At 56.8% G+C, this 13084-nt stretch carries 12 protein-coding genes; all 12 read right to left on the reverse strand.

Going from position 1 to position 13084, the window contains the following annotated elements; genetic code table 11:
• Positions 1–460: 460 nt before the first annotated feature.
• A complete protein-coding gene (locus DWW12_RS09230; protein WP_117564570.1) occupies positions 461–832 on the reverse strand; it encodes a serine O-acetyltransferase in 372 nt (123 codons plus the stop codon).
• 151 nt (positions 833–983) lie between these two features.
• Entirely contained in the window at positions 984–2024 is a 1041-nt protein-coding gene (locus DWW12_RS09235; protein ID WP_117638206.1) for an NAD-dependent epimerase/dehydratase family protein, read from the reverse strand.
• A gap of 66 nt (positions 2025–2090) precedes the next feature.
• Complete coding sequence (locus DWW12_RS09240) at positions 2091–3557, reverse strand: lipopolysaccharide biosynthesis protein (RefSeq protein WP_117564572.1); 1467 nt, start codon at positions 3555–3557, stop codon at positions 2091–2093.
• Between the two features lie 84 nt (positions 3558–3641).
• A complete protein-coding gene (locus tag DWW12_RS09245) occupies positions 3642–4622 on the reverse strand; it encodes an ATP-grasp fold amidoligase family protein (protein WP_117855789.1) in 981 nt (326 codons plus the stop codon).
• Between the two features lie 110 nt (positions 4623–4732).
• On the reverse strand, positions 4733–5821 hold the full coding sequence (locus tag DWW12_RS09250; RefSeq protein ID WP_117638204.1) for an EpsG family protein: 1089 nt from the start codon (positions 5819–5821) through the stop codon (positions 4733–4735).
• The gene (locus tag DWW12_RS09255; RefSeq protein WP_117564575.1) at positions 5818–6921 is read right to left on the reverse strand and encodes a glycosyltransferase family 1 protein; all 1104 of its coding nucleotides are present in this window, start codon (positions 6919–6921) and stop codon (positions 5818–5820) included. The genes DWW12_RS09250 and DWW12_RS09255 overlap by 4 nt, the downstream gene beginning before the upstream one ends.
• A complete protein-coding gene (locus tag DWW12_RS09260) occupies positions 6918–7868 on the reverse strand; it encodes a D-glucuronyl C5-epimerase family protein (protein WP_117855790.1) in 951 nt (316 codons plus the stop codon). Before DWW12_RS09260 ends, DWW12_RS09255 begins: the two co-directional genes overlap by 4 nt.
• On the reverse strand, positions 7865–9157 hold the full coding sequence (locus DWW12_RS09265; protein WP_117638202.1) for a glycosyltransferase: 1293 nt from the start codon (positions 9155–9157) through the stop codon (positions 7865–7867). Before DWW12_RS09265 ends, DWW12_RS09260 begins: the two co-directional genes overlap by 4 nt.
• 5 nt (positions 9158–9162) lie before the next feature.
• The gene (locus tag DWW12_RS09270; protein ID WP_271807643.1) at positions 9163–10434 is read right to left on the reverse strand and encodes a nucleotide sugar dehydrogenase; all 1272 of its coding nucleotides are present in this window, start codon (positions 10432–10434) and stop codon (positions 9163–9165) included.
• Between the two features lie 43 nt (positions 10435–10477).
• Complete coding sequence (locus DWW12_RS09275) at positions 10478–11395, reverse strand: glycosyltransferase family 2 protein (protein WP_117564578.1); 918 nt, start codon at positions 11393–11395, stop codon at positions 10478–10480.
• A 3-nt stretch (positions 11396–11398) separates the two neighbouring features.
• Positions 11399–12199, reverse strand: a complete 801-nt coding sequence (locus tag DWW12_RS09280) for a sugar transferase (protein ID WP_199410718.1) — start codon at positions 12197–12199, stop codon at positions 11399–11401.
• A gap of 85 nt (positions 12200–12284) precedes the next feature.
• Entirely contained in the window at positions 12285–12875 is a 591-nt protein-coding gene (locus DWW12_RS09285) for a hypothetical protein (protein WP_117847613.1), read from the reverse strand.
• Positions 12876–13084: the final 209 nt, after the last annotated feature.

Below are 13084 nucleotides of genomic sequence, written 5' to 3' on the forward strand. Positions count from 1 at the left end.
CGGCATAAGAAGGCCCGCCCAGCAAAACGCATAGGCAGGCCATGGCAGCGATCGCGATGTGATGACGGCTGGTGTGGGACTTGGCAGCAAACATACCCGCTCCGATCTTCGCAGGAGCCAATAGAATGTGCACCAGAAAATGCCCTGGTAGCAGCAGTTATTAGTTTAGCGAGATCGATGCGGGGGCAAAGATAAATCGCGTGGGTAATGTCGACAATTAGGTGTAAATCGTTTTGCCAGTCGGTGAAAGGAGGAATGCAGGGTTATGCGTTAAGACGCGCTATCTTTGACACTCACGTTGCATATAGCTTCTGGGAATCTACTACCCGTTCCAGTTTGCTTCACCTTCCGCTCGCATCAGAGCGCGCCAAAGCTCACTGAGTCGCTAACTCGCTGTAATTAGCGAAGACGATCCCCCCCCCTCTATCCTGGATAAGACATGTAAAACCGATTTTATTATTCAGACCCTGTTGTTTATATATTCGTCTGTTGCCCCATCTCGAGAAATGATTTTGCATGGGTGCCCAATCACAATCGAATGGCTTGGTACGTCGCAGTTAACATAAGTGTTCGGTGCAACGAGAACGTCGTTGCCTAAACGAACGCCACCAACAATAGTTGAGTTGACACCAAGCCAAACGCAATCGCCAAGAACAGGCGCACCTTTTCGTTTGCCGCGGTTTTCCCGACCAATTGTCACACCTTTGTGCATATTGCAGTTGCGACCGATAACGGCATTCGGGTTTACCGTAATGCCAAAAGCGTGACCCAGATACAAGCCTTCGCCAATCGAGGTGGCAGGCGCGATCTCGAGACCATATTTGCAAGCCATCCTCTTTCGAAAAAGATGCCATAAAGGATTGTGCGAATTCTGGCACTTTCGAAGTAGCCAAACAAACCTCAAAGCATGGTTTGAGAGAATAGACCCCCCCCCAAAGCGAATACGGTCACTGCTGTATACATTCGACATTGCTATCACCCAGCTAATTCCCGTAGAACTCGCGATACCACTTCGCGAATTCACGAAGACCGTCCTCGAGCGGCGTTGCGGGTTTGTAACCAAAATCGCGCTCCAAGGCGCCAGTATCCGCATAGGTTACAGGCACGTCACCAGGCTGCATAGGAACGAGCTGCTTATGCGCCTCGAAATCGTAATCGGCGGGGAGCACGCCCTCCTCAACCAGCACACGCTGCAGCGTATCAACGAAGATCAGCAAGTTCTCGGGATTCGAATTGCCGATGTTATACACGCGATGAGCGGCCATTGGCAAACCATCAACACCGATCTTGACCTCAGGAGCGCCGTCCATGACCCTGCGCACGCCCTCCACAATATCGTCCACGTACGTAAAGTCGCGCTTACAATCGCCCATGTTGAAAATCTTAATCGTATCGCCACGACGCAACTTCTCGGTGAAGCCGAAGTATGCCATGTCGGGCCTTCCCATGGGCCCATACACCGTAAAGAAGCGCAGGCCCGTGGCTGGGATGGAGTAAAGCTTGGAGTAGGCCGCGGCCATTAGCTCGTTGGACTTCTTTGTGGCGGCGTACAGGCTCACCGGAGAGTCTACACGGTCGTCCTCCGAGAAAGGCACTTTCTCGTTGCCGCCGTAGACGGAGGAAGAGCTCGCGTAGACAAGATGCTTCACCGGGTGGCGCCTACAAGCCTCCAATATATTGAAGAACCCTACCAGGTTGCTGTCTATGTAGGCCTTGGGGTTCTCGATGGAGTATCGCACACCGGCCTGGGCGGCCAAGTTCACCACAACGTCGAAGCCGTTCTCAGCGAACAGGCGCTCTATCAACGCGGCATCGCACAGGTCGCCGCGCACGAAGGCGAAACGCCCCGCCTTGTCCACCTCCGCCAGCATTCGCAGGCGAGCCTCCTTGATGCCAGGGTCGTAGTAGCTGTTCACGTTGTCCAGACCGATGATCGCGTCGTCGGTGGTTTCGAGCAGCCGCTTCACCAGAAACGCCCCGATGAAGCCGGCGGCGCCAGTGACGAGGACTTTTCTATCCTGCATATATACCCCACTCTTTCGTTTTAAGGAAGTCCTGAGATGGAACTCCCAACAAGTTAATTACAGACCTCAAAACGTTTTAAAGCCGCCGCCCTTGACCAGCTTCAGCAGCACCCTCCTACTCTTGGGCAAAGCAAAGCAAATCGCGAAATAGACAACGACGCACCCTACAATGTCCAACCCGACGCCAAGCCAGTTGCTAGATGCGAGTCCATACGTCACCCATGCAAATGCGCACATCATCGATGTGCAGAAAATGGGCTCCTTGAGCGACAACATAGTGCGCCCAAACGAAAGGCCAACCACGAAATATGTGACCACTTGGTTGATAGCAATCAAAAGGATTCTCAATCCCGCATCAGCCCACACGACGGCATCGAACCCTTGCATAGCCGCCACGGTCATAAGCGGCGTCATCAACACGAGGTACATCACCTGCACAAGCGTAGACACGCGCGGTTTACCAAGAGAGCGATACATCTCGCTGCTGTAGTATGAGAGCAGCACCATCGGCCCCTGCACCAGCCCATACAACCCGAACATGAGCGTCGCCTCGCCCCACTGATCGCCGAGCAACAGGGCCACCAAAGGCTCGCGGAATACGAAGATACCCGCAGACAACGGCAACAGGAACAATGCCACCATGAACTGGAAGCGTCGCAGATAAGCAACGTATTCTTCCCGATCAAACTGAAGGCGCGAAAGTGACGAGAACAAGATGGGCGTCGTAGCGTTCGTGATAATCCCGAAGCACCCGCTCACAAAGGTGACTGGCGTCTTGTAATATCCCAACTCAGCCGCACCCAGGAAATGCCCCACGATAAAGGTGCCCGCCCAAGAGGAAAGCCATATGGTGAACGACTCCAAAAGCGTCCATCCGCTGAATGAGAACATAGCCTTCAGCATGTTGAAGGAGTAGAAAAAACGCGGCTTCCACTCAGACAGCAGAGTCAGCCCCACTGCATTTACAATATTCGCCGCCAAAGTGCCAACGATAAGTGACCAGTAACCAAATCCCATAAACGCCAGTACAAGCGTCGAGCCGAAGTTAAGTAAGGTCGACGTCAGTCTCACCGGCATAAGCGACTTGAAATCGAGATTACGGTGGAACAACGCCATCTGAATGCTCGAAAACGACGTCAACGGGAGAGAGAGGCAGGCCACGGCCAAGGGAAAGCCCAGCGACGGATTGCCCACGAAGGTGGCCACCGGATCGTTGAATATGGCAATGAGACACCACAGGACCACCGATATGCCGAAGTTCGTCCAAAAGGCCACGTTAGCGTTGGCATGCAGGTCTTTTTTGTCTCGGAAGCTGTGTTGCACCAGGTACTTCTGGAACCCGGCGTCCGCGAACATGTCGGCAAAGCTCACTACCATGGTGACGGTCGCCACCATGCCAAACGCCTCTGGCGCCAGCAGCCTCGCTAAGACGAGCTGCGAGATAGGCGAGATGATTTTGGCGATAATCTCGGTTGCCAGAGACCACTTTGCCGCGCTTGCCGACCTCGCCCGGAGGTCTTTTGTGTCGGACATACTAAACCTCCATGAAGAAACGCCGGAGCGCGCTTACTGGCTGATTATCCATGCGCACGCACTGAATGCAGCTTTCGTTTGCCATCATTCCTCGTTTTCACGTTGGGGCAAAGAAACCATTTGCCCCAACGTCCTCTCCGCCTCAGCGGGGCTGAAAGGCGTAAACCCGCCCCACGGGTAGAAAGTCAGCTCGCCGACGAGAACGCGCCCCTTGCAGATGAAGAGGTCGACCCTCAAGAAAGGTACACCGTCACTCAGTTTCCTTGATAGCTCGAGCATCTCGCTGAGCTGCTCCGGGGCAGGGATCGTCTCTTCGGAACTCGCGTATCCCATCGCCAAAGGCAGCAGATTCCACTCAGTGTCGTAGAAATCGTTGTACCTCTTCTCAGAATCGTTCTTGTCCCCGTGGCAATAAGAAATCAGCCGGGGTTCCCCGTCAAAGCAGAAGAAGTCGAACTCGTCGATGCCTTCCCAGTTATCGTCTTCATCACGGGCATTATCGCCCTCGCTCTCCAAGAACTCCTCGGCGAACACGACGGGCTTCACGTTCTTGTAAGGCCATTCCCTGCACCCGTAAAAATAATTCTGCTTCAAATGACCCCGAAAAAAGTCCTTGGCACTGTTGAGATCGAAGTGTCCCTTGTCAGTGCAGATGAGCACGCCGCCGCAGTCGTGATTCGTTTTGAGTACGAACTTCTCCGGTAGCCCACTCACATCGATGTCATCAGCGGAATTCCAGGCGCCCAACGTCTTGACCACGTGCTCGGAGCCCACACGCGAGGCAATGAGGTCCTTAGCGCGGTACTTGTCGACCATGGTCGTGTACGCAGGGTTGTGATCGTTAAGCTTCAGCCACTGCATCTTCTCAGTGAAGGTCACCGGCGAGTCTATGCTAGGCCACATGCCCAACTTGGCGCGATGCATCAATCGAAGGTGCGTCCTGTCGGAAACCCATTTCGTTAGACCCTTCGACGTAAAGGCACAGTAGGCCATCCACGGGTCACTTAGGTATTTTTTAATTTTGCTTTCCATATATACAATTTCCTTAAGTCCGAGCTTAAACAAAGCGTTTTACTTTTTAATTCTCTGCGCTACACATGGAACAAGCCCTGGGCGTATGCAAACCACCAACGTAGACTTTGCTCGTATATGCCCGAAACGGTTTCGGGCACTATTTACCCCATCCAGACGAACGAATAAGACTCGATACCAAGCCCGGTATGAAGCAGATAGGCATAAAAGGCGTAGAAAAGGAACCAGACAACTAGAAAACAGCCAAGACAAAAACGGGCTTTTATTTTCCGAGCGTCCTTCACGAAGCCTCCGAAAATCACGGGGCCTAATACGGTGAAGTAATAGGCTATGCGGCCGGCGTTGGCAATCACATAAGAGGACGCCGAAGCCAAAATGCCTAAAGCGTAAAACACGAGCGGCATCCGGTTGGCTTTGAGCCGCGACGTTCCGTCGCTCTCAACCGGGGCAACATTCGCAGTTTCGCGGCTGACGAAATATGCGATCGCGAGGACGGTCGCCTGCGCAAAAACCATCAACCCGATGCTCGATTCGTTCACGGAGTAACGCGCATACCGGTCGACGAGCTTAGAGCCCGCATAAGCTGCCAGGAACAGCAGGGCAACCGATGCAAGCATCTTCGCGGCGAACTGCGATCGGCTCTTGCTTTTGTTGGAAAATAGGTAGTAGATGAGGAATAGGACCCCTATCAGGGCGGACGCGTGCAAAAGAGCGCCAACAGCCCACCAAGCGCAAAAAAGCAACGGCTTATTCTGTTCTAAAAACCTGGTTGCGTAGAAAACCAGCGAGACTGCAATCATCTGGCACGTCAGACACATAGACAGCGGGAACACCGTTGCCGTATAGACGAACATCGCAAACGAGAGCGATGCCGTTCGTCTAAAATCCCAAAGCCTGAAAGCAAAAAAGGCGTTGGTGATCAGCGACTCGACGACGAGCAAGAACGAGTAATTGTTACAGATATGGAGCACCGCACTTGTGAAGACACCGTACGGAACGCTGAACGTATGGTTCCACATCGTGGTCCCATACGCGTAGAAGTACTCGATTCCCTCTTTATAACCCAGGGTATCCTGCCCAACCGCATACGACCTCAAGCCCCCGACGGCGGTAAGAAGAACCACGGCAGCGACCAGCCCAGCCTTACTTTTGCCGTTTTCCGACATGCGCGCAAGCGCCGCTGAAAGCAAAACGACAAGAAAGTAGAAAAGCGATGTTTCGATAAAGTTCATCCGAATACCAGCCTCACGAAACCGGGAAGCTCCGAATTGATTTCATAGCCCGAGCCTTTCAAATCCCTCGCACTGGCGCTTGACCCTATGCGATCCGCGGAGAGCGCGGCGTCGGCCCATTCGTCCAGAGCGTCGCCCAGACTTTTGTAAACGACGTTCTCGCAAATGCCAACCTCCCGCGTGATGGAGTCGCTAATCACGCAAGGGAGTCCGTTTGCCTGCGCCTCGACGACGACGTTCGGCAGGCCTTCGTAGACAGAGGGGAAGATGAAGACGTCCATAGCCGAATAGAGACGGCGGACATCGCTCCTAACCCCGGCAAACACCACCCTATCGGTCAATCCGAGCTCGGCAACGCGCCTCTCAACGGCCGTGCGTGTCTCGCCTTTGCCGACGAGAATGAGGACGGCGTCTGGCCTTCTCCGGGCGATTTCAGCAAAAACATCGACAAGGAAGAGGTGGTTCTTCTGCTCACTGAACCTCCCGACGTGCCCGACGACATAGGACTCGGCAGGAACGCCCAGTTCGCGCTTAACATCGTCCCGTGTCGAAGCGTCATAGGCGTAGTCCTCGAGGTTGAGCGCGTTCTTCATGAGATGGAAACGCGGCCCCGATACCCCCGCCTTGCCGAACATGTAGACGCCCGCCTCGGTAGACGGGGCGGCGAAGTCGGTCGCCGCAACCCTGACAAGGGGCTTGAAAAGATTGTGCAGCAGGGTCTCCTTTTTGCTGTTCGAAACTGTACCCGTGTTGCTTGACCTGAATATGGTTCTGGACACGCCTCCGAATCTCATGGCGAGCAAATCAAGACAGGAAAGACTGTGCTGAGACGACCTGACAGCACAGCAATAACCGCCGTCCCGGGCTATCTGCATGAGCCGCTTGAACGAAGCGACCGGCCCGGCCTCGGTCTTCTTGACTGTGTGCACAATTCTGCCGCCCATCGACTCGATTTCGGCGTCGTAAAAGCCCGGCACGTCGGACGACACACAGAAGTCGAGCTGATAGCGCGACTTGTCCAAAGCCCGGTAATACTTCATGAATACCGTCTCGGCCCCGCCGGTGTCCATCGAGGTCACGATATAGAGGGCCTTCTTCATTGGACGATCACCGCATCGGATTTCTCGATCAGCTTCTGCAGCGCCTTTTTAGCAATCGCCTTCCTGCGGTTGGCCGGAGATTCCTGATAGCGCTCGTATACCTCGGCCTTCACCGCGAACCTTGCGTCGCCTGAAAGATCCGCCATTGCGCGGAGCTGCGCTATATGTAGATGATGGTAGGCGGGAGAGGCGATACGCTTTTCCATGTCGTAATAAGACCAGAAGCCGGCGTCGTAGTCATCCAAATGGCAAGCCAACGTCTCCGCAGAGTGCTTGAATGGCCCGGCGAAGCGCGCGTCGACCAACGATGCGTCATAGAGACCGAAAAGGCTAAACACCCAACCGTTCATGACACTGCGCCTGGGGCGTTGAGGGTACTCCTCCAGGAACAGTTCTCCCCCGTCATGCGACGACACGCCGCCATTGTCCATGTCGATAAGCATGAACTCGGCAGCTTTCAGCGCCGCAACTCTATAGCACTCGTCCCCGAAAGCCGCATGGGCCCTCAGCAGCATCGAGCACCCCTCGCCTTGGGCCATCGAGGAGACGGAGTACTTAGCGCTGCCTATCGGACCAAATGCGTCCCAGGAGCCGTCATCCCGCTGGGCGCCGATCGCCCAATCCGAGCATACCCTTAGTGCGTCGAGAAAGCGCTCAACTTCATCCGACCTGAGAATGCTCAAGTCGTAACAGCCCAAACCGTATTGGAAAATGGCGATGGGGAAATGCACCCGCGCCCCACCGGCGATGACGCTAACAGGGACACCGCCCTCGTCGAGCAGAGTACTGCCAGTGACCTTGCCGGTCAAATCGTTGTAGTACCCGGACAACTGTCCGACATTATAGGCCCTGCCCATGCTCTGCTCTACGGCCACAGCCGTCTTGCCAGTGAGCATTTTGCTCCACCTTTTGAGCATGGTCATCTTCTGCGCAATCTGGCCCATCATTCACCTTCGTTTCTGTAATCGACTCCGAGCGAGCGCACAAGCCCCTCCACGTTGGCCTCCAAACGGAAGTCCCTCTCCCAAACGGCCCTTGCAGCGCGCCTCATAGAAGACCCTTCGGCCTTGCCCAAAAAGACGAATCGCTTTATGGCCGCGGCGACATCTTCCGGTCCACAGTCGCTAGGTAGGAGAAAGCCGTTGACGCCATCGCTTACTATCTCGTGGGTTCCGCCAACGTCCGTGGCGATGACGGGAATGCCGAATCCGCAGGCCTCCATGATCGAAAGCGGCAGGCCCTCGCTTGACGAGACGTTCACGAAGACGTCGAAATGCTTCGCTGCGTACTCCCCCAAAAGCGCGTCGTTCGGCAAAGCCCCCGCGAACTTCGCGGTGGAGTGCGTCAGCAACGAGCAGGCGGCCCTCGCCTCCTCGAGCTGTGGGCCGTCGCCGTAATGGGTCCATTCGACGCGAAGCCCTTCGGCATCAAGAAGGGTGACAGCCTTAGCAAGAAGAGGCACGCGCTTAACGTCGACAATACGCGAGCACGAGACGACCCGCAACGGGCAGGTCAACGGCTCGCCGGACTTGTCTGGCATCTCCCGCGTTCCGAGATAGGAGGTCGTCACCTTGCCCTCATGGCCCGGCCAGTTCGCGTTTATGTATTCCTCCCCGTCTTTCGAGCAGGGAAGCACTCCGGAAAGCTTGGATAGGAGGTATCCCCGGAAGGGCAAATAATGCACATCGGTACGATCTGCATACAGATCGTACCCATGTGCACGCGCAACGGCGCGTGCACATGGGTACGTGCCGGTCAGCCAAGCAGCGACCAAAGCGGTGTCGTAAAGCCAAAAGCTGTATATGTGCGTGGGCTCAAAGCCAAAGCGGACCAGTTCCTCCGCAAGCACGTCCGCCTTTGCCTTCGCCCTCGCGGCAAAGTAGCCCCGAAACACGCGCTTTCCGATTCCATGAACGGATTCTGTGGCATAGGCCTCACGAACGTCCGCACCGCCCAAAAGGGGAAACGCGATCCCTTTGACTGCAAGCAAAGCCTTGTCCTTGGAGGTATTACCGCAACCCAAGGCCAGGGGCGTCACATTGCCCGGCAGCGCGCAGGTGGGCGCGTCACCCGGCTGCGCCTCGGTCCCCACGGCGAGCACCTCGTCGAAATAGGTCGAAAGAACGCCTATCTCGTTCTCGAGATAGGACTCAGCGGCGACCTCGCCGCGGTTAAAGGGGAACCTCCTCGTCAGAAGGAGCAGCCGTCTCTTTTTTTTATCAGCAGTAATCGCCACAAATACTAATCCCTCTTGAATAGGTCGCGGGTATACACCTTGCCGGCAACATCGGCCAGATCGTCGCTCCACCGGTTGGCAATGATCACGTCGCACTCGGCCTTGAACTTCTCAAGGTCATGCGTCACCTCGGAACCGAAGAATTCCGGCGCGTCCAGCGTTGGCTCGTAGACAACGACCGGCACTCCCTTGGCCTTCACGCGCTTCATAACGCCCTGGATGGAACTGGCGCGGAAATTGTCGGAGTTCGACTTCATGGTCAGGCGGTACACGCCCGCCACGGGCTTCTCCTTGCCTTCGTATACCTTGTCCCACAGCAGTTGCAGTACCTCGTCTGCAATGTAGTCCTTGCGAGTGCGGTTGGCATCGACGATGGCCTCGATAAGGTTCTGAGGCACGTCCTTATAGTTGGCCAGCAACTGCTTGGTGTCCTTGGGCAGGCAGTAGCCGCCGTAGCCGAAGGAGGGGTTGTTGTAGTGGGAGCCAATGCGGGGCTCTAGGCACACGCCATCGATGACGTCCTTGGTGTTGAGTCCCCTCATCTCGCAGTAAGTGTCCAGCTCATTGAAGTACGCCACGCGAAGTGCCAGGTAGGTGTTGGCGAACAGCTTCACGGCCTCCGCCTCGGTGGTACCAAGAACGAGCTGCGGGATGCCCGTCGTGCCATCAGGGTTGGTGCGCTCAAGCTCGGCGGGGCCGACGCCTTGGGCGAGCAGCCCAGCAAACGTCTTTGCGGCCTTCACAGCTTCCTCGTCGTCCTTGGGCGCGCCCACAACGATGCGGCTAGGGTGCAAATTATCGTAGAGCGCCTTGCTCTCTCGAAGGAACTCGGGGCTGAAGATGATGCGGCTGTCGCCAAGCGTCTCGCGAAGCGACGAAGTGTAACCCACAGGGATGGTCGACTTGATGACAATCCAGGCCGTCGGGTTCACCGAGCGGATTGCCGAAATTGCGGCTTCAACAGACGAGGTGTCGAAAAAGTTGCGGTCCGAGTCGTAGTTCGTTGGCGTGGCCACGATGGCGAAATCCGCGCCTGTATAGGCCTCGGCGACGTCCACGGTTGCATGCAGGTCGAGCTTCCTCGTGCCCGCCTTAGCCTCGGCCAGGAAGAGCTCAATCTCGTCGTCCTGGATGGGCGACTGAAAAGCGTTAATCTTCTCTACCTTCTCGGAGACGATGTCGAGCGCGCGCACCTCGTTGTGCTGCGAGAGCAGAACGGCCAACGAGAGCCCCACATAGCCGGTGCCGGCGACTGCTATCTTCATTTTTTCGGACATATCATTCAACCTTTCGTTAAGAGCAGGCACACATATGAAATAGTTAGGATTTCGCCTTGCCGAAGAACTTCAGCGCCTCAGAGACGCAGGCGGCGGGCGATGAGGCAATGGCCTTTAAGGCGTAAATCACAGCCTGGCCTGGCTGGTTGCTGCGCTTCATAGCGAAGGCGAGCACGGCGTTGTGGCGAAATTCGATGTAGCGCACATCCTTCTTGCTGAGGCGCGGGTAGTAGCCGCGCACCACCTCGTGCCTTGCGACCTCGCCGTTTACCTTGTTCTTGCCAAGCGAGAGCCTCTCGCCGGAATGGAGGTACTGCCTCACGTGCACCTCGGGCATGTAGCCCATGTGGGCGCCAGCCTCTATGCAGCGCAGCATCAGCCACCAGTCTTGGCCGGTCGCCACCTCGCCGAAACCCTCAGTGCGGTCGAACAGGTCGCGCCTGAGCATATAGATGGCCGTTGGGCTTATCGGCGTTAGGAGGTGCGCGCGCAGCAGACCCTCGGTGGAGAAGTCCTCGCAATGGTCGAGCCTGCGGTGCTCCACAAGCCGGCCACGTTCGTCATACCACGAGACATCCTGCCAGCTCATGTCGAGGGAGTTTTCCTGCATGAAGGCGACCTGGGTGGACACCTTGTCAGGCAGGAACTCGTCGTCATCGTCGAGGAACGTGAGGTACTCGCCCGTCGCCTGGCGGCAGGCGTAGTTGCGCGCCGCCCCGCCGCCGGTCTGGCCGGAGGTGTGCAGCAGCCTAAAGTGCGGAAGGCTCGCGGCATAGGGGGCGACCGCCGCGTCGGTCTCGGCGCTTTCCGGCCACTCCGGCCGATTGTCGCTCACTACAATCAGTTCGATGTTCTCCGCGCCGTAGTCCTGCGCGGCGATTGAGTCCAGGGCCACGCGAATCCTGTCAGAGCGCTTGTAGGTCGGCACCACGATCGAGACGAGGGGTTTGTCAGCACTCATGCGCTACCTCCCCGTCTTCTTCTTGCCGAACATGACGCCAAAGGTCTTGAAGAAGACCTTCCAGTCTGCCTTGAGGCTGGCACCCTTCGCGTAGGCAAGCTCGAACTCCTGGCGCAGGCCGTTCTCGAAGGTCGCGAGGTTGCGCGGGCCCGACTGCCAGGCACCGGTAATGCCCTGCGGGACGGCAAGCACCTGCACCTGTTGCTCGTGCGTAAAGTTCCCGAGCTCCTCGTAGGTGATGGCGCGAGGGCCGATGACGGAGAGCTGGCCCGCGAGCACGTTGAAGAACTGGGGCAGCTCGTCCAGGGAAGTCTTGCGCAGGACGCGGCCTAGCTTGGTGATGCGGGGATCGTTTGTGACCTTCCGCTCGCGGTGCCACTCCTCGATCTGCTCGGGGCTGAGGTACTTCTCCACGTCGTTGGCGTCGGCGACCATGGAGCGGAACTTGAGCACGCGGATGGGGCGACCGAAGCGCCCAGCCCGCTCGTGCGCATAGATGGGAGCACCCTTGGTGTCGGCCGCAATGAACGCGCAAAGAACCGTGCCAGGGATAAGAGCCACGACGCAGACGCACGCACTGAACGCGATGTCGAACGTGCGCTTCACGAAGCGGTAGCCAAGCGATCGCGTGTCGAGCGCACGGGACTCTGCAGCGAACTCGGGCGAGCCCGGGAGGCTCACCGCACCCGTGTTTGCAGCGGAGCCGACCCCAGCACCCGCCGTGCCCTTGCGCCGGTCCATGGCCCGAGCAATGAGCGTCGCCCCCACGGGCGCATTATTCTCTGTTACTTCTTTAGCAGTCACAATAAAACTTTCGTTCCTGTCCCCAGGAACCCCCCCCAAATCCACAAATTCAAAAACCAAATAAATTGCCGGTGCAACGTATCCCTTACGTTTTGCTGGGAACGTCCAGCGGAAGCAGCTCCCTAAAAGCGGAGACGCCTTCGCCCACGTCCACCAGGCACCAGCGCTTATGACGGTCGACCTTTTTAACGCGGGCCTCTTGCCCCACAAGTGGACCCTGCTCTATGTGCAGCACGCCATCTTCTATGCGCGCCACGCTGTTGCGCACCACTCCGTCGTCGTCCAGCACGCTGCGGTACCACTCCTGCGCATCGTCCGGCATAGGCGCATAGGCCCGCTCCCTGCTGCCGGCAATGCGGCAGCCAAAGCTCAGTTGAGCCAAAGCCCTATCGAGCGCTGCGGCATCGTGCGTGGCGACGAAGAAATATTCCTTGTACATGGGTTTGGTTTGGAGCGACCAGGCGCCGTCCCGCTTAAACCAGAACTCCTTTTGCATCACAAAAGCGTCCTGCATCAGATCGTGCGGGATAATACGGCGGACCTTTTCGCAGGTCTCGCGCTCTTTACCGTTGGGGGTGTGGACCAGATACCAGCGGACGCGGCCATGCTGGCTGTTGGTAGTTGCGCCGTTGAATGCGCCCGGCAGTTGCTCTTGGCGCCGCGTTGTCTGCTCCATCTCTCGCCCCCTTTTCTGGCTTTGCGACGCACGCAAATACCGGGGCGTTTAGAACATCTTCTCGCTCGCAGCTAGGCGCAGTCGCAAAAGTACAGGTTTTTGTATCTTTCGACGCGATCCATTATACAAGTTAATTCGGACTGTTTTCCCAGATTGCACAAATTGCGGCGCGAAAGGACACATCCCTTGATTGGCAACTTCATCCGAAC

Origin of the sequence: Collinsella sp. AF14-35, assembly GCF_003464565.1 — a bacterium.
GTDB lineage: Bacteria > Actinomycetota > Coriobacteriia > Coriobacteriales > Coriobacteriaceae > Collinsella.

What these genes read in the sequence shown, in the direction of transcription:
- DWW12_RS09230 (WP_117564570.1), bottom strand. Translation starts at nt 832, where the DNA reads ATGGCTTGCAAATATGGTCTCGAGATCGCGCCTGCCACCTCGATTGGC.
- DWW12_RS09235 (WP_117638206.1), bottom strand. Translation starts at nt 2,024, where the DNA reads ATGCAGGATAGAAAAGTCCTCGTCACTGGCGCCGCCGGCTTCATCGGG.
- DWW12_RS09240 (WP_117564572.1), bottom strand. Translation starts at nt 3,557, where the DNA reads ATGTCCGACACAAAAGACCTCCGGGCGAGGTCGGCAAGCGCGGCAAAG.
- DWW12_RS09250 (WP_117638204.1), bottom strand. Translation starts at nt 5,821, where the DNA reads ATGAACTTTATCGAAACATCGCTTTTCTACTTTCTTGTCGTTTTGCTT.
- DWW12_RS09255 (WP_117564575.1), bottom strand. Translation starts at nt 6,921, where the DNA reads ATGAAGAAGGCCCTCTATATCGTGACCTCGATGGACACCGGCGGGGCC.
- DWW12_RS09260 (WP_117855790.1), bottom strand. Translation starts at nt 7,868, where the DNA reads ATGATGGGCCAGATTGCGCAGAAGATGACCATGCTCAAAAGGTGGAGC.
- DWW12_RS09270 (WP_271807643.1), bottom strand. Translation starts at nt 10,434, where the DNA reads ATGTCCGAAAAAATGAAGATAGCAGTCGCCGGCACCGGCTATGTGGGG.
- DWW12_RS09275 (WP_117564578.1), bottom strand. Translation starts at nt 11,395, where the DNA reads ATGAGTGCTGACAAACCCCTCGTCTCGATCGTGGTGCCGACCTACAAG.
- DWW12_RS09285 (WP_117847613.1), bottom strand. Translation starts at nt 12,875, where the DNA reads ATGGAGCAGACAACGCGGCGCCAAGAGCAACTGCCGGGCGCATTCAAC.